The 20,960-nt window shown below is 42.6% G+C and carries 15 protein-coding genes and 1 tRNA gene; all 16 read right to left on the bottom strand.

Features of this window, described 5'->3' with window-relative positions; genetic code table 11:
- Positions 1-318: 318 nt before the first annotated feature.
- The 16 genes from tuf to G399_RS0119265 all read right to left on the bottom strand — a co-directional run bounded on the left by tuf (position 319) and on the right by G399_RS0119265 (position 20,896).
- Positions 319-1,503, bottom strand: a complete 1,185-nt coding sequence (tuf, locus tag G399_RS0119340; protein WP_026843907.1) for an elongation factor Tu — start codon at positions 1,501-1,503, stop codon at positions 319-321.
- 75 nt (positions 1,504-1,578) lie between these two features.
- Entirely contained in the window at positions 1,579-3,681 is a 2,103-nt protein-coding gene (gene fusA, locus G399_RS0119335; RefSeq protein WP_006014885.1) for an elongation factor G, read from the bottom strand.
- A gap of 42 nt (positions 3,682-3,723) precedes the next feature.
- Positions 3,724-4,194, bottom strand: coding sequence for a 30S ribosomal protein S7 (gene rpsG / locus G399_RS0119330; protein WP_006014882.1), 471 nt, complete (start codon positions 4,192-4,194; stop codon positions 3,724-3,726).
- A 73-nt stretch (positions 4,195-4,267) separates the two neighbouring features.
- Complete coding sequence (rpsL, locus tag G399_RS0119325) at positions 4,268-4,642, bottom strand: 30S ribosomal protein S12 (RefSeq protein WP_026843906.1); 375 nt, start codon at positions 4,640-4,642, stop codon at positions 4,268-4,270.
- 317 nt (positions 4,643-4,959) lie between these two features.
- Positions 4,960-9,129, bottom strand: coding sequence for a DNA-directed RNA polymerase subunit beta' (gene rpoC, locus G399_RS0119320; RefSeq protein WP_006014879.1), 4,170 nt, complete (start codon positions 9,127-9,129; stop codon positions 4,960-4,962).
- 86 nt (positions 9,130-9,215) lie between these two features.
- Positions 9,216-13,250 carry a DNA-directed RNA polymerase subunit beta gene (rpoB, locus tag G399_RS0119315; RefSeq protein ID WP_026843905.1) on the bottom strand — a complete coding sequence of 1,345 codons (4,035 nt, stop codon included), beginning with the start codon at positions 13,248-13,250 and terminating at the stop codon, positions 9,216-9,218.
- Between the two features lie 274 nt (positions 13,251-13,524).
- The gene (rplL, locus tag G399_RS0119310; protein WP_006014872.1) at positions 13,525-13,896 is read right to left on the bottom strand and encodes a 50S ribosomal protein L7/L12; all 372 of its coding nucleotides are present in this window, start codon (positions 13,894-13,896) and stop codon (positions 13,525-13,527) included.
- A 55-nt stretch (positions 13,897-13,951) separates the two neighbouring features.
- Positions 13,952-14,470 carry a 50S ribosomal protein L10 gene (rplJ, locus tag G399_RS0119305; RefSeq protein WP_006014870.1) on the bottom strand — a complete coding sequence of 173 codons (519 nt, stop codon included), beginning with the start codon at positions 14,468-14,470 and terminating at the stop codon, positions 13,952-13,954.
- 320 nt (positions 14,471-14,790) lie between these two features.
- Complete coding sequence (gene rplA / locus G399_RS0119300; protein ID WP_006014868.1) at positions 14,791-15,492, bottom strand: 50S ribosomal protein L1; 702 nt, start codon at positions 15,490-15,492, stop codon at positions 14,791-14,793.
- A gap of 4 nt (positions 15,493-15,496) precedes the next feature.
- On the bottom strand, positions 15,497-15,925 hold the full coding sequence (gene rplK, locus G399_RS0119295) for a 50S ribosomal protein L11 (RefSeq protein WP_006014866.1): 429 nt from the start codon (positions 15,923-15,925) through the stop codon (positions 15,497-15,499).
- Positions 15,926-16,186: 261 nt separating this feature from the next.
- Entirely contained in the window at positions 16,187-16,696 is a 510-nt protein-coding gene (locus G399_RS0119290; protein ID WP_006014864.1) for a fasciclin domain-containing protein, read from the bottom strand.
- A 216-nt stretch (positions 16,697-16,912) separates the two neighbouring features.
- A complete protein-coding gene (gene nusG / locus G399_RS0119285; protein ID WP_006014862.1) occupies positions 16,913-17,449 on the bottom strand; it encodes a transcription termination/antitermination protein NusG in 537 nt (178 codons plus the stop codon).
- Positions 17,450-17,451: 2 nt separating this feature from the next.
- Positions 17,452-17,829, bottom strand: coding sequence for a preprotein translocase subunit SecE (gene secE, locus G399_RS0119280; protein ID WP_006014859.1), 378 nt, complete (start codon positions 17,827-17,829; stop codon positions 17,452-17,454).
- 84 nt (positions 17,830-17,913) lie between these two features.
- Positions 17,914-17,990 (bottom strand) — tRNA-Trp (locus G399_RS0119275).
- Between the two features lie 346 nt (positions 17,991-18,336).
- Positions 18,337-20,178 (bottom strand): ABC transporter ATP-binding protein, encoded by a 1,842-nt coding sequence (locus G399_RS0119270; protein ID WP_006014856.1) that lies wholly within the window; start codon positions 20,176-20,178, stop codon positions 18,337-18,339.
- A 304-nt stretch (positions 20,179-20,482) separates the two neighbouring features.
- Positions 20,483-20,896, bottom strand: a complete 414-nt coding sequence (locus G399_RS0119265; RefSeq protein WP_006014853.1) for an MAPEG family protein — start codon at positions 20,894-20,896, stop codon at positions 20,483-20,485.
- Positions 20,897-20,960 lie beyond the last annotated feature (64 nt).

The raw sequence follows: 20,960 nt of genomic DNA, 5'->3' as shown, positions 1-20,960 counted from the left end.
TGATTATGCTCGTTGCTGCATCGATATTTGGTGTTAGATTGATGGTTGATTGTTGATTGTTGATTGTTCGTGAATGCTAAATCGCCGTGCTTAACCTCGGCCCACACGCCACACGTGCGTGGTAAGCAGTAAAAGGAGGGGAAGGAGCGTCTTAACCTACACAAACCTTCTAATGGCAGGGATGCCATTAGCGAGCGGCCAAGGAAGGCGAACAGCGCGTTTGTGTGGGTGAAGACGCTCCCTCCCCTCCTTTTACTGCTTTTCCTTAAGTAAAAAAAAGGCGCTCAATGAGCGCCTTTTTTAGGATTTAATGCGGTATTACGCAACAATCTTTGATACAACACCAGCACCTACTGTGCGGCCACCTTCACGGATTGCGAAGCGTAAACCTTCGTCCATCGCGATAGGAGCAATGAGTTCAACTTCAAACTTCAAGTTGTCACCTGGCATAACCATCTCTACGCCTTCAGGAAGCTCTACAGCACCTGTGACGTCAGTTGTACGGAAGTAAAACTGTGGACGATAGCCTTTGAAAAATGGAGTATGACGGCCGCCTTCATCTTTGCTTAGGATATATACTTCAGCTTCGAACTTAGTATGTGGATTGATTGAACCAGGCTTCGCTAATACTTGACCACGTTCTACGTCTTCACGCTTAGTACCACGTAATAGAACACCGACGTTCTCGCCAGCACGACCTTCGTCTAACAGCTTACGGAACATTTCGACGCCCGTACACGTTGTTTTAACGGTGTCTTTAATACCAACGATTTCTACTTCTTCGCCGACTTTAACAATACCTTGCTCAACACGACCAGTAACAACTGTACCACGGCCTGATATTGAGAATACATCTTCGATTGGAAGAATGAACGGCTTATCAACATCGCGCTTTGGCTCTGGAATATAGCTATCCAGTGCTTCAGCTAGCTCAAGAATTTTCGCTTCCCATACTGGGTCGCCTTCAAGTGCTTTAAGTGCTGAACCTTGAATTACCGGTAAATCATCACCTGGGAATTCGTATTCTGTTAACAACTCACGAACTTCCATTTCTACTAGTTCTAGTAATTCTTCGTCATCAACCATGTCACATTTATTCATGAAAACGATCATGTAAGGAATACCCACTTGGCGACCTAACAAGATGTGCTCACGGGTTTGTGGCATAGGGCCGTCCGTTGCCGCAACAACTAATATACCGCCATCCATTTGCGCAGCACCGGTGATCATGTTTTTAATATAATCGGCGTGACCAGGGCAATCTACGTGTGCATAGTGACGTGCAGGTGTATCATATTCTACGTGTGATGTAGAAATTGTGATACCGCGTTCACGCTCTTCTGGTGCATTATCGATTTGGTCAAATGCTTGAGCGCTACCGCCGTAAGTCTTTGCTAATACCGACGTGATTGCCGCTGTAAGAGTTGTTTTACCGTGGTCAACGTGGCCGATAGTACCAACGTTTACGTGTGGTTTATTACGTTCAAACTTCTGCTTTGCCATTTTCTTTATTTCCTAAGTTTGGTATTCATTACAATATTGCAACGAACGAACTTCTATAGTTAAAATTAAAATTGTTTACGTACGGGAATCGATTATTGCCTTAGCGACATTATTCGGTGCTTCCGCATACTTATAAAATTCCATTGAGTATGACGCCCTACCCTGCGTTGCTGAGCGCACAGCGGTGGCATATCCGAACATTTCTGAAAGTGGTACTTTAGCGCGCACAATCTTAATGCCAGCTACACCGTCTTCCATACCTTCAATTATCCCACGACGGCGGTTTAGGTCTCCGACCACATCACCCATCCAATCCTCGGGAGTGGTTACTTCAACCTGCATAGTCGGTTCAAGTAACACTGGGTTGGCACTAGCCATCCCATTCTTGAAACCCATCGAAGCAGCGATTTTAAACGCCATTTCAGAAGAGTCAACATCGTGGTAAGAACCATCGAATAAGGTTACTTTGATGTCTAGCACAGGATAACCCGCTAGCACACCATTTTGCATCTGTTCCTCGATGCCTTTATCAACCGCTGGTATAAACTCTTTTGGCACAGTGCCACCAACGATCCCATTTACAAATTCGTATCCAGCGCCTTCTTCATTTGGTTCTACTTTTAACCAAACGTGACCATATTGCCCTTTACCGCCGGATTGACGAATAAATTTGCCTTCGACTTCAACAGCCTTGCGAATAGTTTCACGATAAGCAACTTGTGGATTACCCACGTTGCATTCGACATTAAACTCACGCTTCATACGGTCAACGATAATATCGAGGTGCAATTCACCCATGCCAGATATTATAGTTTGGCCTGACTCTTCGTCGGTCTTCACTTTAAATGACGGATCCTCAGCAGTTAATTTGCTTAACGCTATCGCCATTCTCTCTTGATCACCTGTAGATTTTGGCTCTACGGCGATAGAAATAACCGGTTCCGGAAAATCCATTTTTTCCAGTGTAATAATATTGTTTGGATCACACAACGTTTCACCTGTTGTGACATCCTTCAATCCGATCGCGGCCGCAATATCGCCAGCCCGAACTTCTTTTAATTCTGCTCTATCGTTCGCGTGCATTTGCACTATGCGACCAATACGCTCTTTTTTACCCTTAATCGGATTATAAACAGAATCTCCTGTTTTAATAACTCCAGAATAGCAACGGAAGAAAGTTAACGTTCCCACAAATGGGTCGGTTGCTATTTTAAATGCTAAGGCCGAAAATGGAGCACTGTCGCTTGCTTCTCTTGACGATTCAGTTTCGTCCTTGTCATCAAGTACCCCTTTGATTGCGGGTACTTCTGTCGGTGCTGGTAAATATTCAACAACGGCGTCAAGTACAGCTTGTACACCCTTGTTTTTGAATGCCGAGCCGCAGCAGGCTAAAACAATATCATTGCTGAGAGTTCGAATGCGCAAACCCTCTTTAATTTCAGCTTCGGACAACTCTTCGCCATTTATATACTTGTCCATTAATTCGTCGTTTGCTTCTGCCGCCGCTTCAACCATTTCGGTTCTATACTTTTCAGCTTTAGCCAGATATTCGGCTGGAATTTCTTCATAAGAGAAGGTTGCGCCTTTGTCGGCTTCGTTCCAATTAATCGACTTCATTTTAATAAGGTCAATTACGCCTCTAAATTCTTCTTCTGTGCCAATGTTTAACTGAATTGGTACACAGTTTGCGCCTAAACGTTTGCGAATTTGATCCACAACACGTTCAAAATCTGCGCCCGTTCGGTCCATCTTATTAATAAAAACCAAACGCGGTACATTGTATTTGTCGGCTTGACGCCAGACTGTTTCTGATTGCGGCTCAACGCCTGACGAACCACAAAAAACAACAACCGCACCATCTAGTACACGCAGTGAACGTTCAACTTCAATTGTAAAATCGACGTGCCCCGGTGTATCTATAATATTGATGCGGTGTTGATCGAACTGCTGCTGCATGCCTGCCCAAAAGCAAGTTGTTGCAGCAGAAGTTATTGTAATACCACGTTCCTGTTCTTGTTCCATCCAATCCATAGTGGCAGCGCCATCATGAACTTCACCGATTTTATGTGAAATACCGGTATAGAATAAAATACGCTCAGTTGTTGTGGTTTTACCCGCATCAACATGCGCAACAATACCAATGTTGCGATAGCGTTCGATAGGTGTACTACGTGGCATACTTCTCTCTTTTTCCGTAAAGTTCGAGTTATTAACTCAAGACTACCAACGGTAGTGAGCAAACGCTTTGTTTGCTTCTGCCATGCGGTGCACGTCTTCACGTTTCTTAACCGCACTACCTTTGTTGTCTTGTGCATCAAGCAACTCAGCTGCTAAACGTTGTGCCATGGATTTCTCACCACGCTTACGTGCCGCATCAACCATCCAACGCATACCAAGAGCGTTACGACGAACTGGACGAACTTCTACTGGTACCTGGTACGTAGAACCACCAACACGGCGAGATTTAACCTCAACTGTAGGGCGGATGTTCTCTAGTGCATCTTCAAACACTTCTAGGTGTGGTTTAGACGTTTTTTGAGCAACAATTTCAAGGGCACCGTAAACAATTTTTTCAGCGGTGGACTTCTTGCCGTCGAGCATTACGACATTCATGAACTTAGCAAGCAACTGCGATCCGAACTTAGGATCTGGTAGGATTTTACGTTGACCTACGACTCTTCTTCTTGGCATCTTAATTCTCCGTGGAATTCAGGTATAACCCAAAACTCTAATTTAATAGTTTGGCCTTACTAACGGAGAACCGTTAAGACTTAGGCCTTTTCGCGCCGTACTTAGAACGGGCTTGTCTACGATCGTTTACACCAGAGCAATCCAATGTTCCGCGGACTGTATGGTAACGAACACCTGGTAAATCTTTTACACGACCACCGCGGATAAGTACCACGCTGTGCTCTTGTAGGTTGTGGCCTTCACCACCGATGTATGAAGAAACTTCAAAACCGTTTGTTAAGCGAACACGACATACTTTACGTAATGCAGAATTCGGCTTCTTTGGCGTAGTTGTATATACGCGAGTACACACACCACGACGTTGTGGGCATGCTTGTAAAGCAGCTACGTTCGATTTCTCGACGGGCTTCTTACGTGGCTTACGCACTAACTGGTTAACTGTTGCCATTAACTAGCTCCTGGTTAAAATTAAATTCTCAAATCATTATATCGCTCAAGCGAATATTAATTGAGTTCTATTGCAGACGTATCTGCTAAACGAATAATCGCTAAGCTACATACGGCCTACTGCTCGTTAGCCCAGTGAAATCAACGATTAATGCTGTATTTTAAAAACAAAAAACCGCGACTTTATTTTACCAAAACATGTGATTGGCAAAATTGGGTCGCGGAATGTTATAGATCAAAGGCTGTAATGTCAAGCGGGGAGCATGTTTTCACATACTCCCCGCTTCAATTTATAGACATTTTACTATGCTCTATTTACTAAGCGTTATCATCGCCTGCATTTAGCAGTTCAGACATTGCTTTTTCAGCTTCATCAGCTGCCATTGAAGGCTCAACTGGTGCGAACTGAGCCGCTTTTCTAGCAGCACGTTTTTGATGATACGAGAAACCAGTACCAGCTGGGATCAAGCGACCAACAATAACGTTCTCTTTCAAGCCACGTAAATCATCTTCTTTACCTTGCACTGCAGCTTCCGTTAACACTCGAGTTGTTTCTTGGAATGAAGCAGCTGAGATAAATGACTCAGTAGAAAGCGACGCTTTAGTGATACCTAACAGCTGAGTTTCATAGCCTGCTGGGATCTTACCTTGCTTTTCCATTTCACGGTTAGCGATCTTAACTTGAGAAACCTCAACTTGTTCGCCTTCTAAGAAACGTGTATCGCCAGGAGTCGTAATCATGCACTTACGTAACATTTGGCGAATAACAACTTCAATGTGCTTATCGTTAATTTTTACACCTTGCAAACGATATACTTCTTGTACTTCATTTACGATGTAATTAGAAACAGCACTGATGCCTCTCAAACGCAAAATATCATGTGGAGATTCAGGTCCATCAGCAATGACTTCACCTTTCTCTACAGACTCACCTTCATAAACATTCAGGTTGCGCCATTTAGGGATCATCTCTTCGTAATGATCCGCATCTTTTCGAGTAATCGTTAAACGTTTCTTACCTTTGGTTTCTTTACCGTATCCGATAACACCAGAAACTTCAGCAAGAATTGCAGGTTCTTTAGGCTTACGTGCTTCAAACAAATCGGCAACACGTGGAAGACCACCCGTAATATCTCGTGTCTTCGAACTCTCTTGCGGTATACGTGCTAACACGTCACCTTCTTTTGCTAACTTACCATCAGTAGTTTCAATGGTAGTAAAGCTTGGTAAGCGAATTTCTTGCAGACCGAACTCTACGTTATCAAGAATAAGCTTAGGCTCTTTAGCGTTTGCTTTAGAAAGATCTTTAACAACGATACGAGTCAAACCGGTCAATTCGTCTTGTTGCATTTCTGTATTTGAATCGTCGATATCAGCAAAGCTGATCTTCGAGTCACGCTCAGTCACAATTGGGTGACTATGCGGGTCCCAGTTAGCAACGATGTCGCCAGAACTGACGGATGCATTATCATCGACATTCAATACCGCACCATATGGCACTCTGTAACGTTCTTTCTCACGACCTTGGTCGTCGATAACCGTTAATTCAGTTGAACGTGAAATGATAACCACTTTCTTATCAGAGTTACGTACGAATTTCGCGTTAGAGAACTTCAATGTACCCGTTGTTTTAACTTGTACATTGTTTTCTGCTGTAGCACGAGATGCCGCGCCACCGATGTGGAATGTACGCATTGTTAACTGTGTACCAGGTTCACCGATAGACTGTGCAGCAATAACACCGACAGATTCACCAGAACCAACCATGTGGCCACGCGCTAGGTCACGACCGTAGCAATTGGCACAAACACCAAAGTCATTGTCACAAGTGATAACTGAGCGAACCATAATTTGGTCAACTGAGTTAATTTCTAGCAAATCAACAAGCGCTTTGTCGAGTAACACATTACGTTCAACGAGCACTTCATCAGTACCAGGTTTAACCACATCTTCAGCAACAACACGACCTAGAACACGTTCGCGTAGTGCTTCAACAACATCACCACCTTCGATTAATGGTGTCATTTTAACACCTTCGAATGTGCCACAATCATCGTTATTAATAACCAAATCTTGTGCAACGTCTACCAGACGACGAGTTAAGTAACCTGAGTTAGCTGTTTTCAATGCGGTATCGGCCAAACCTTTACGCGCACCGTGAGTAGAAATAAAGTACTGAAGTACGTTAAGACCTTCACGGAAGTTAGCTGTAATTGGTGTTTCGATGATTGAACCATCTGGCTTAGCCATCAATCCACGCATACCCGCCAACTGACGAATCTGTGCAGCGCTACCACGAGCACCTGAGTCAGCCATCATATAAACAGAGTTAAATGATGTTTGCTCTTCGTCTTCGCCATTTTTGTTTTTAACAGTTTCAGTTTTTAAGTTATCCATCATAGCTTTCGCTACGTTTTCATTGGCAGTTGACCAAATATCGATAACCTTATTGTAACGCTCACCGGCGGTCACAAGACCTGATTGGAACTGCTCTTGGATTTCAACAACTTCCGCTTCCGCGGCGTCGATGATTTCTTTTTTCGCATCTGGAATTACCATGTCATCAATACCAACTGATGCACCCGCGATCATCGCGTAATGGAAACCGGTATACATGATTTGGTCAGCTGCAATTACAGTGTCCTTCAAACCTAAGGTACGGTAGCAAGTGTTCAACAATTGTGAGATTTGCTTTTTACCCATCGCTTGGTTGATGATTTCAAAAGGTAATCCTACTGGCAACGTCAAGGAGAAAATAGCACGACCAACCGTTGTGTCGGTTAGTGTTATTTTTTCAGATTTAGTGCCGTCTTCTGCGACAACAATTTCCGTAATACGTACTTTAACGCGAGCGTGAAGCTCGGCGCAGTCTGTGCGATACGCTTTTTCAGCTTCGAACGGACTGGTAAATACCATGCCTTCACCCAAACCATTAACGCGGTCACGTGTTAAATAGTAAAGGCCCAATACAACGTCCTGAGAAGGAACAATAATTGGCTCACCGTTTGCCGGTGAAAGAATGTTGTTAGTCGACATCATTAATGCCCGAGACTCTAACTGAGCTTCGATCGTCAATGGTACGTGAACCGCCATTTGGTCACCATCGAAGTCAGCGTTGTACGCAGCACATACTAATGGGTGTAATTGGATTGCTTTACCTTCAATCAATATAGGTTCAAACGCTTGGATACCTAGTCTGTGAAGCGTTGGTGCACGGTTAAGTAACACTGGGTGTTCGCGAATTACTTCGTCGAGAACGTCCCATACTTCTGGCGCTTCACGTTCAACTAATTTCTTAGCTGCTTTGATAGTTGTCGCTAAACCGCGGGCTTCTAACTTGCCATAAATAAACGGCTTGAATAATTCAAGTGCCATTTTCTTAGGAAGACCACATTGGTGTAAGCGCAATGTGGGACCAACGGTAATTACAGAACGACCAGAATAGTCGACACGTTTGCCAAGCAGGTTTTGACGGAAACGACCTTGCTTACCTTTAATCATGTCAGCAAGTGATTTCAACGGTCGCTTGTTAGAACCCGTGATTGCACGACCACGACGGCCATTATCAAGAAGCGCATCAACCGCTTCTTGCAGCATACGTTTTTCGTTACGTACAATGATGTCAGGTGCAGCCAAGTCTAATAGACGCTTTAAACGGTTGTTACGGTTAATCACACGACGATATAAATCGTTCAGATCTGAAGTCGCGAAACGGCCACCATCTAGTGGCACCAGTGGGCGCAATTCAGGTGGTAATACCGGTAGTACTGTCAGGATCATCCACTCTGGCTTATTACCAGACTGTTGGAATGATTCTAGCAACTTCAAACGCTTCGTAATTTTCTTACGTTTGGTTTCAGAATTAATTGAAGGTAATTCTTCACGCATACCGGCAACATCCGCTGCTACGTCAAGTTGCTTGAGCAATTCAAATACTGCTTCTGCACCCATTTTCGCTTCAAATTCATCGCCATGCTCTTCTAAAGAATCTAAATATTCTTCTTCAGTTAATAGTTGTCTTGCTTCAAGCTCTGTGTAACCAGCTTCGGTTACAACATATGATTCGAAGTAAAGTACACGCTCGATATCACGTAATGTCATGTCCAACATTAGACCGATTCTTGACGGTAATGATTTAAGGAACCAAATGTGTGCAACTGGACTTGCCAGTTCAATGTGACCCATACGCTCACGACGTACTTTAGTCAGGGTAACTTCAACGCCACATTTTTCACAGATAACACCACGGTGCTTTAGACGCTTGTATTTACCGCACAAGCATTCATAGTCTTTTACTGGACCAAATATACGGGCACAAAAAAGACCATCACGCTCTGGCTTGAACGTACGATAGTTTATCGTTTCAGGCTTTTTAACTTCACCAAAAGACCATGATCTAATCATGTCCGGCGAAGCAAGACCAATTTTGATATTATCAAATTCTTCGGTCTTATTTTGTTGCTTAATAAACTTTAGTAAGTCTTTCACATATCTCTCCCAACGGAGTCATTGTCACGACCCTGAATTCACCTAAATGAAGACAGGGCCAACCTGTTTAAGCTCAATCGATGCGCTTACCGTTTTTGTTCTTCAAGCTCAATATTAATACCCAGCGAACGGATTTCTTTCAACAATACGTTGAACGATTCTGGCATGCCAGGCTCCATTCTATGGTCACCGTCTACGATGTTTTTATACATCTTAGTACGGCCATTAACATCATCAGACTTAACAGTTAGCATCTCTTGTAGGGTATACGCAGCACCATAAGCTTCTAGTGCCCACACTTCCATCTCACCGAAGCGTTGACCACCAAATTGTGCTTTACCACCAAGGGGCTGTTGCGTAACCAAACTGTAAGAACCAGTAGAACGTGCATGCATTTTATCATCAACCAAATGGTTAAGTTTTAACATGTACATATAACCTACAGTAACAGGACGCTCAAAAGCTCTACCTGTGCGGCCATCAAACAACGTAATTTGACCACTTTCAGGAATGTCTGCTAATTTCAACATTTCTTTGATTTCTGACTCACGTGCGCCGTCGAATACCGGAGTAGCAACAGGAACACCTTTACGCAGATTTTCAGCTAAACGCTTAATTTCATGGTCAGAGAAAGTATCAAGATCGACTACCTGATGACATTCACCAAGGTTGTATATCTCTTTTAAGAAACTACGCAGTTTAGTAATTTCTTCTTGCTCTTTAATCATGCGATCAATCTTTACACCTAAGCCATGGGCAGCCATACCTAAGTGAGTTTCAAGAATTTGACCAATGTTCATACGCGACGGAACACCTAATGGGTTTAATACGATGTCTATCGGCGTGCCGTTTGCATCGTATGGCATATCTTCAACAGGTTGAATTGCTGAAATAACACCCTTGTTACCGTGACGACCAGCCATTTTATCACCGGGCTGAATGTGACGTTTAACAGCAAGATAAACCTTAACGATTTTTAACACGCCTGGTGCTAAGTCATCGCCTTGAGTAATCTTACGGCGTTTGTTTTCGAACTTCTTATCGAAGTCGTTTTTAACTTCTTCATGTTGCTGTGCACTTTGATCAAGCTCAGATTGCGCATCTTCGTCTTTCAACGTGATATCGAACCATTTTTCACGTGGCAGGCTATCTAATTTAGCTTGATCAATACCGAACTTAAGTAATAAGTTCTGTGTCCTGGCAAAGATACCGTCAGCTAGAATACCAAATTCATCACCTAAGTCTTTCTTCACTTGACGCAGCTGCATATCTTCAATTTCTAACGCGCGCTTGTCTTTCTCAACACCGTCGCGTGTAAACACCTGAACGTCAATAACTGTACCACGAACGCTGTTAGGCACACGAAGTGAAGTATCTTTAACGTCAGACGCTTTTTCACCAAAGATTGCTCGTAATAGTTTCTCTTCTGGCGTAAGTTGAGTTTCACCTTTAGGTGTTACTTTACCTACTAAAATATCGCCACCCTTCACCTCAGCACCAATATAAACAACGCCTGATTCATCAAGCTTGCCTAACGCAGATTCGCCTACGTTTGGAATATCAGAACTAATTTCTTCTGGACCTAACTTGGTATCGCGAGCGATACAGCTAAGTTCTTGAATGTGAATAGTTGTAAAACGATCTTCTTCAGCTACACGCTCAGAAATAAGGATTGAATCCTCAAAGTTATACCCATTCCAAGGCATAAATGCGATGCGCATATTTTGACCAAGCGCTAACTCACCTAAGTCAGTTGACGGACCGTCGGCCAGAACGTCACCAGTTACAATGGGGTCGCCCACATTGCATGTTGGTCTTTGGTTAATACATGTATTTTGATTAGAACGTGTGTACTTAGTTAAGTTGTAGATGTCGATACCAGCTTCACCGGCTGTCATTTCTTCTTCATTTACTTTAACTACGATACGGCTTGCGTCAACATAGTCGACTGTTCCACCACGCTTTGCCACAACAGTTACACCCGAATCTACCGCTACCGTCTTCTCCATACCTGTCCCGACCAATGGCTTATCGGCCCTTAGCGTTGGTACTGCTTGACGTTGCATGTTCGAACCCATCAATGCACGGTTAGCATCATCATGTTCTAGGAACGGAATGATGCTTGCTGCGACTGATACGATTTGTTGTGGTGACACATCCATGTAGGTAATGTCATCTTTTTGCATTAATGTGGTTTCACCACGGTGGCGACAAGGTATCAAGTCTTCAACTAATGCATTTTTATCGTCGAGTAACACGTTTGCTTGTGCAATCGCGAATTGACCTTCTTCAATGGCTGACAAATAGTCAATATCGTCAGTAACGATACCATCTACAATACGGCGATATGGGGTTTCTAAGAAACCAAAGTCATTCGTTCTAGCAAAGCTCGCAAGGGAGTTGATCAAACCAATGTTTGGACCCTCTGGCGTTTCGATTGGGCATACACGACCATAGTGAGTCGGATGCACGTCTCGTACTTCAAAGCCTGCTCTTTCACGCGTAAGACCACCCGGACCTAAAGCAGAAATACGGCGTTTATGCGTCACTTCTGATAGCGGGTTGTTCTGATCCATAAACTGAGATAATTGGCTTGAACCAAAGAACTCTTTTACAGCTGCAGAAATGGGCTTAGCATTAATTAAATCTTGCGGCATGATGGCATCAAGGTCGCCAAGGCTCAAACGCTCTTTAACAGCGCGTTCAACACGTACCAAACCAACACGGAATTGGTTTTCAGCCATTTCACCAACAGACCGGATACGACGGTTGCCTAAGTGATCGATATCATCAACTTCATCTTTACCGTCACGAATAGTGATAAGTTGCTTCATTACTGAAACAATATCGTCTTTCGCTAGCGTGCCTGAACCAGTGAGTTCTTCACGACCTAAACGACGGTTGAACTTCATTCTACCTACAGCAGACAAATCATATCTATCTTCAGAGAAGAACAAGTTATCAAATAACGTTTCTGCGGCGTCTTTAGTTGGTGGTTCACCGGGACGCATCATGCGGTAGATTTCAACAAGCGCTTCTAACTTATTCGTGCTTGAATCGATCTTAATAGTGTCTGAAATATATGAACCATGATCAAGCTCGTTGATATACAAGGTTTCAAATTCAGTGACACCTAGCTCACGCAATTCGAGTAAGTTTTCTAAGGTTACTTCATCGTTTGCGTTAACTACCACTTCGCCAGTTTCTTCGTTAACGAAAGTCTTAGCATAAATTTTACCAAGTAAGTACTCAGCTGGAACTTCCAACTCAGTAACTTTTGCTTTCTCTAACGCACGAGTATGACGAGCAGATACTCTTCGGCCAGCTTCTACAATTACTTCACCTTTGCCATCCATGATGTCAAATTGTGCAGTTTCTCCACGTAAACGGTCAGGAACAACGTCCATCAACAGTTTATCGCCGGTTATGCGAACATTGGTTTTATCGAAGAATAAATCAAGGATTTCTTCTGTGCTCATTTCTAAGGCACGAAGGATTATTGTCGCTGGTAATTTTCTGCGACGGTCAATACGAACGAATAAATTATCTTTCGGATCGAACTCGAAATCCAACCATGAACCACGGTATGGAATAACGCGCGCATTATAAAGTACTTTACCAGACGAGTGGGTTTTGCCCTTGTCATGATCAAAGAATACGCCCGGTGAACGATGCAGCTGATATACGATTACGCGCTCAGTACCATTGATCACAAACGTACCGTTTTGAGTCATTAGTGGGATTTCACCCATGTAGACTTCTTGTTCTTTGATGTCTTTAACAGTACCTGGAGCGGCTTCTTTATCAAACAAAACAAGACGCAGCTTGACTCTTAAAGGAGCTGAATACGTTACACCACGGATTTGACATTCTTTTACGTCAAAAACAGGCTCGCCTAGGCGATATGCTACATACTGTAACTCGCTGTTACCGCTGTAACTTTTAATTGGAAACACAGAGCGGAATGCCGCTTCTAAGCCGTATTGACCATCAGGATCCTGATCAATGAACTTTTTGAATGAGTCCAGTTGGATTGAAAGGAGGTATGGAATTTCCAATACCTGCGGGCGCTTGCCAAAATCCTTACGGATACGTTTCTTTTCACTATTAGAGTAAACCATGGGTTCCTCAGCCGACTGATTTTAGACCCAACCTGCTACACGTACTATCTTCATGTGTAACAAACTTCCAGTACCCTTTTAATAGGGCATTAACCTCAGCACATATCATCAATTAAATTTTAATGTCAATGAAACCAACTACTTACAGCTAATTGCCAACGCATTTTTAGATAGCAAACAAAGGGTGAAATATTGCATATCATATAGCGCAAAAAGGCAGGTGATTAAAAATCACCTGCCTGAGCCTATTAAGGCCAGTAATTAAAAATGCTAATTACTTTATTTCTACTTCAGCACCAGCATCTGTTAGTGCTTTTTGCAATTCTTCTGCGTCGCTTTTAGAAACGCCTTCTTTAATTGCTTTTGGTGCAGATTCAACTACATCTTTAGCTTCCTTCAAGCCAAGACCAGTTGCGCTGCGCACTGCTTTGATAACAGAAACTTTGTTAGGACCGAATGAAGTAAGAATTACGTCAAACTCAGTTTGCTCTTCAACAACTTCAGCTGCTGCAGCTGGACCAGCTACTGCTACTGCTGCTGCTGCAGATACATTGAATTTTTCTTCTGCTGCTTCGATCAGTTCTACCAATTCCATTACTGGCATTTCTGCGATTGCGTTTAATATATCATCTTTGGATAGAGCCATTTCTCTAAACTCCTGGGTTTTTGAATGTTAAAAATTATAATGCCAAAAGAGAAAATTATTTTTCTTCTTTGATCGCCGCTAATACACGCACAAACTTGCTAGGAACTTCGTTAATCGTACGTACGAATTTCTCAACAGGCGCTTTGAAGGTTGCAAGTAATCTTGCAAGTGCTTCGTCGCGGGTTGGTAGTGAAGCTACTGCGTCCAATTTTTCTGGACCTAATAGACCGCTACCAATTGACAATGCTGTGACCTGTAACTTAGGGTTAGTTTTAGAGAAGTCCTTGAACAAGCGCGCTGCGCCGCCCGGAGCATCAATAGAGAAACCATAAATTAAAGGACCGGTTAAGGCACTGTCGATGTCTGCGAATTTACTGTCTGCCAATCCACGTTTGGCTAGAGTATTACGTATTACCTTGAGGTATACGCCCTGCTCACGAGCCATATTGCGGAGTGTCGTCAGTTCACGAACTTCCATCCCACGGTATTCAGCGACGGCAACGGATAGAGCGCGAGAAGCAACTTCATTTATTTCAGCTACGATCTCTTTTTTTGCTGCTAAGCCTAATGCCACTGAGTTCACCTTCTTAAAATCTGAATTAAGTTTGAATCTTTCGACCTTACCTTCATCAGTGTTTACAGATTGATACTCGATATGCTGGATGAAAACATCTGAAACATATCGTGTACCGCTCTACGGTGTTCATTCCCAGAGAGTCTGAGTTGAAACCACCGTCTGCGCAGGTAGTATTAAGCTATGGCATTCGCTTCTTTCGAAGTGTGTGAAAGTTCTCTTACCTCTTTCACTGCCCAGCGCCTGCGGTCTTGGACGGGAGTTGACTTACGCTTTTGGCGTAAACAACTCCAACCCACAACCTTAAAGAGAAAAGCTAGTTAAACTTTTTGGACCAGTGAACTCTGGTTTACAACCACACCAGCACCCATTGTTGTGCTCAAACTAACTTTTTGTATATATGTTCCTTTAGCAGAAGAAGGCTTTGCTTTCTTCAATGCTTCTAGCAATGACTCAAGGTTTTCTTGAATATGGTTTGCTTCAAAGGCGATTTTACCAATGCTAGCATGAATAATACCATTTTTGTCATTACGATATCTGACCTGACCCGCTTTTGCGTTTTTGACTGCAGTAGCGACGTCTGGAGTAACCGTACCCGTTTTAGGGTTAGGCATAAGACCGCGTGGACCAAGAATTTGACCTAGAGTACCAACCACGCGCATTGCATCCGGGCTAGCAACAACTACGTCGAAATTCATTTCGCCTTTTTTTACTAACTCAGCAAGGTCTTCCATGCCAACGATGTCGGCACCAGCCGCCTTGGCAGCTTCAACATTTGCACCTTGAGTAAAGACAGCAACACGAACATCTTTGCCAGTGCCGTTTGGCAGTACAGTTGCACCCCGAACGTTTTGGTCAGATTTACGTGCATCGATACCCAAGTTAATCGCAACGTCAACGCTTTCTGAAAACTTAACCGTTGCAAGTTCTTTGAGTAGAGCTACCGCTTCATTAATTTCGTATTCTTTACTTGCGTCAACTTTCTCAGAAATGTTGCGCATTCTTTTAGATAATTTTGCCATTCTATTAACCCTCTACTACCAAGCCCATGCTACGAGCAGAACCCGCGATGGTGTTTACGGCAGCTTCTAAACTAGATGCTGTCAAATCAGGTTCTTTTGTTTTTGCGATCTCTTCAAGCTGAGCGCGAGTAACTTTACCCACCTTCTCGGTATTAGGACGACCAGAACCACTCTTGATGCCCGCTGCTTTCTTCAGTAAGAAAGATGCTGGAGGAGTTTTTGTTACGAATGTGAAAGAACGATCTTCGTACACAGTAATTTCTACCGGTACTGGAGCGCCTTTTTCAAGTTCCTGTGTTTTCGCATTAAATGCTTTACAGAATTCCATGATGTTCACACCATGTTGACCTAGTGCAGGACCAACTGGTGGACTCGGGTTAGCAGCGCCTGCCGCAACCTGTAGCTTAATTAAGCCAGTGACTTTCTTCGCCATTATATTTACTCTCTATTAGTGGGTATAACGCCTTGAAGATACAGAGAATATCTTCTCAAATGGCTTCCCGATGCATAAAAAAGGGCGCAAAGTATAGGCTTTTGATGATTTAAATACAAGCCTTAATTCAAGTATATTGTAAATACCTTGAATAATCTAATCCACGTTGTTGCGATAATAATATTTACACAAGTTCAGTTCAATAAGACCAAAAAAGGCCACCGAAAAGGTGACCTCTCAAGTATTCTTTTAAAACAGTAATTAGCCTTTAGGCATAATTACAGTATCAATCACGTGAATAACACCGTTAGATGTCTTAATATCTGTCGTTACTACGTTAGCGTTGTCAACTTTAACACCACCGTCGCTCACCGCTACAGTAATATCTGAACCTTCTAAAGTCGTAGCAGAAGTCAACTTTACTACGTCGGCTGCCATTACTTCGCCAGCTACCACATGGTACGTTAGAATTTGTACTAGTTTGTCTTTATTTTCTGGTAACAATAACGACTCAACCGTTCCTGCAGGCAATTTTGCAAATGCTTCGTTAGTTGGAGCAAACACAGTCAATGGACCATCAGCTTTCAATGCATCAACTAAACCGGCCGCTTTAACAGCAGCAACCAATGTAGAGAAATCGCTGTTACTAGCCGCTGTCTCTACAATATCCATCTTACTTCCATAGTTTCCAGCCATCACGTTTGCTGAGAAAACCGCAGCTAGTAGCGCTGCTGAAACCAATTTTATTGTATTATTAATTACGCTTTTCATAATTCATCCTTAATGGAACGTTGTAGTTGTGCTGAGCACGACGATTCGTACTTCTGCACATAGATACAAAGGAAAGTCGTAATTAGTTGCTTTATTACAATTATTTAATAAAGCGAAAATTGTTAGGTGGTATTTGGAATGCTTGCTTGATTAATTATCATCAAAAAAATCCAGCGCTTGAGCTGGATTTTTCAAAATTGAATTTCAGAAAAGAAGTTAACCTTTTTCTACTTGTCCAAATTCTAATTCCACCGGTGTTGAACGGCCAAATATCAATACAGACACTTTCAAGCGGCTTTTCTCGTAGTCTACTTCCTCTACTGTGCCATTGAAGTCCGCAAATGGACCTTCAGTAACACGAACAACTTCGCCCGGCTCGAACAATGTTTTTGGTCTTGGCTTATCAACGCCTTCTTGTAGGCGATTTAATATAGCATCAGCCTCTTTCTGCGTGATTGGCATTGGACGGTCGGATGTACCACCAATAAAACCAAGAACACGTGGAATACTTTTCACTAAATGCCAAGAATCTTCGTTCATTTCCATTTCAACTAATACATAGCCCGGAAAAAACTTGCGCTCAGATTTGCGCTTTTGACCGGCTCGCATTTCTACTACTTCTTCGGTAGGTACTAAAATTTCACCGAAGTAATCTTCCATACCGTGCATTTTGATATATTCAAGCAGTGTCTTTTGAACACGCCCTTCATATTGTGAGAATGCTTGCACTACATACCATTTCTTGTCAGACATGCTTACACTCCGATGTTGGTAATTAAGCCAATGACATAAACTAAAACCATGTCAATCAGATATAGCATCAAACCAACTACTGCAGTGGCCAAGAGAATGATAAGTGTCATTCGATTTGCTTCACTGCGGCTAGGCCAAATAACTTTGCGAACTTCAGTACGCGCATCTTTTGCAAATACTAGGAAATTACTACCTTTTTGCGTTGTTGCCGCAATGCCTAAAGAAATGACCACGATACTAACAGCAGCAAGTGCCCTGTATAACACCGATATTTCTTCATATGCACTATATGCGTAAACCAAACCACCTAAAAGGGCGATCACTATAATCCATTTTGCGAGGTCTAACGGATTAGACGCGTTTTCTGCCTTATCACTCATCAGTGGTTACCCTAAACTAGCTACGCCTAAAATTAGCGAGCTATTAATTAAATTGTTACGTCGGACCTACGCCACTATAAAAAGTGGCAGGGGTGGAGGGACTCGAACCCCCAGCCATCGGTTTTGGAGACCGCTGTTCTACCAATTGGAACTACACCCCTAAATCCGTGCGATACATTTTTCAGCTACAATTCCCTTGTGATGTTGTGTTCTTGAAAGGAAGTCATCAGCGTCATAAGGGAGGGAGCAGTATTATACTCATGCAAACAAGTTATACAAGTACCTTGCACCGCTTAGTTGCACTATTCTAGCAAATTAATGCTCTATAATGCTAACACTCTATTTTTAATATGTGGTGAGGCTCAAAATATCACCGATTCATCGACAACAAATCCACCTTCCCCAAGGTCTTCGTGACTTGGTATTACGAACCAAGGTTAAGCACCCCAGTACAATACGAATAAAGAATGTGTACGCTTTTATTTTAAGGATGTTTTACCGCCACCTCTAATTAATACCTATAAACCCACCTGTTTGATGTGCCCATAACTTGGCATAAATTCCATTTTTTTCAAGTAATTCTTGATGGTTGCCTGACTCTACAACCTTGCCTTTGTCCAGCACTAACAAACGGTCCATTTGCGCAATAGTGGATAGTCGGTGAGCAATAGCTAATACTGTCTTCTGTTGCATAACTTGGTCCAAGCATTGCTGAATAGCCGCTTCAACCTCTGAATCTAACGCCGACGTTGCTTCATCTAAAATCAGAATAGGCGCATCTTTCAGCATAACTCTGGCAATCGCAATACGTTGCCTTTGACCACCAGATAACTTAACTCCGCGCTCTCCGACATGAGCATCATAACCTGTGCGGCCTTTTGCATCGCTCAGTAACAAAATAAACTCATGCGCCTCTGCCTGTTTAGCTGCTTTTATCATATCCTCATCAGTGGCGTCCGTGCGGCCATAAATAATATTGTCGCGCACGCTGCGGTGCATCAATGAGGTGTCTTGCGTCACCATGCTAATATGCCTACGCAAACTCTCTTGCTTAACGTCGGTGATGTCTTGCCCGTCGATAACAATTTTTCCCGATTGAATATCGTAAAAACGCAAGAGCAAGTTTACTAAGGTTGACTTACCCGCACCCGAGCGCCCTACCAGCCCAACTTTTTCACCCTCTCGAATACTAATATTTAAGTTTTCTAATACTTTTATTTCAGTATTATTCTTGGCTACGTATGCAAAATTAACGTCTTTGAATTCAATCCCGCCACCCTTCACTTTTAGCACAGACGCCTTAATTTTGTCTTCAATAGTTGCGGGCATTGCCAGCGTATTGATCCCATCTTGAACGGTACCAATATTTTCAAATAATGCCGAAACCTCCCACATTATCCACTGCGACATTCCATTTAAACGTAAGCTTAAGCTCACCGCTATGGCAATATCACCCGGCGATACAACTCCATTTACCCATAAGTATATTGCGAGCGCCGATATTGAAAAAACCAACAACGAGTTACTCGCCCAAACGCAAGCCTGTAATACAGTAACCAAGCGCATTTGCGGATAGACGGTCTGCAGAAATCCATCCATTCCTTCACGCGCATAGTCTTCTTCACGCTTGTTGTGAGAAAACAGTTTAACGGTCATGATATTAGTGTAACTGTCAATTATTCTGCCAGTCATAATAGACCGAGCGTCTGCTTGTTTCTGGGAAATTGCTTTTAGTCTAGGGAGGAGCGCTCGAAGGATAACCACATACACCACTAGCCAGATTATTAATGGCACACTCAAACGCCAGTCGGTAGAAAAAACCAGTACAATAATACTGATAAAGTAAACGCAAATGTAAACCGCAAGGTTCATGATTTTCATCACTGTCTCGCGCACAGACAACGCAGTTTGCATCACTTTTGTCGCGACGCGCCCTGCAAACTCGTCTTGATAAAATGATAAACTTTGCCCTAAAAGATACCTATGCGCTTGCCAACGGATACGCATCGGAAAATTACCTAATAAAGATTGATGCGTTAGCGCCGATTGGAGAATTACCAGCACCGGTAAAAAAACCATCACGACCAATCCCATCCAGATTAAGCTATTCATTTCTTGTGCAATAAACGTGGCTTTGTCACGAGTTGCAAACCAATCAACAAGTTGCCCCATATAGCCAAATAACGACACTTCTAAAATGGCAACCACGGCGCTAATTATTGATACCGTAATAAGTACTTTCCACATACCCGAGGAATAATAACGGCAGAATGCAACGAAGTCTTTAGGTGGTTGTGCGGGGGCATCTTCTGGGAACGCTTTGGTTAGATTTTCAAAAAATGAAAACATGCTCTCTCTTTATTTAAGTGGATGTAAAATAGGCAGTAGGTTAGCGACAAACTATAATTTTTTGGTTTAATTTATTCAGTGCTCAAGCTATTGATACTTAATTTTGACTTAGATACTGATAGCTGTTTAGGTATTGTATAATTGCGCGCATGCATTATACCAATTCCTCGCTATTATTACATCAAACACAAAAAAGATTGCTGAAACAGCCCAGCAATCTTTTCCGTGTTTTACACCTCTTGTCAAGCGCTACAAATAAAAAACGCAACTCAACAGTAAGCAACTGTTTTCTTTATTGGAATGACTAAAGGAACGTTGCAAAAAGCGTCAAAATCCAGTAAATAACTATACCAAATTGAATTAAAAAGAACACAAATCGAGCTTGAATCGCCATATTAGTGGTTGATACTAGATGCACGATTGATTGGCCCAATCTTGCCGCTAATAATATATAAGCGAGTCCATTGGTAATGGCTGTCGAATCGGTTGCAATAGCTAAAAGGAGGACGCCGCCAATAAAGCTAAAACATTCAACACAATTTGCCTGAGCACGGGTCAATCTGTTACCAAATTCGGGCACGTCCGAACCATCGGCCTGAAATTTAAGCCCTTTAAATTTGCCACTCTGTGTTAAATAAGTGCGGTATACAGCCAATGCTAATAGCAATACTAGTGTCCAACTTATATAACCCAGCAACACAATAATTGATGCATTCATATTTCTTCCTTTTTAGTTAATTTAACAATTTAATAAGCCAATATCATAACCGTATCTTATGTGA

The sequence above is a fragment of the Brumicola pallidula DSM 14239 = ACAM 615 genome (genome assembly GCF_000428905.1).
Classification (GTDB): domain Bacteria; phylum Pseudomonadota; class Gammaproteobacteria; order Enterobacterales; family Alteromonadaceae; genus Glaciecola; species Glaciecola pallidula.
The sequence above is the reverse complement of the archived record's forward strand: the minus strand, read 5'-3'. Positions and strand labels throughout refer to the sequence as shown.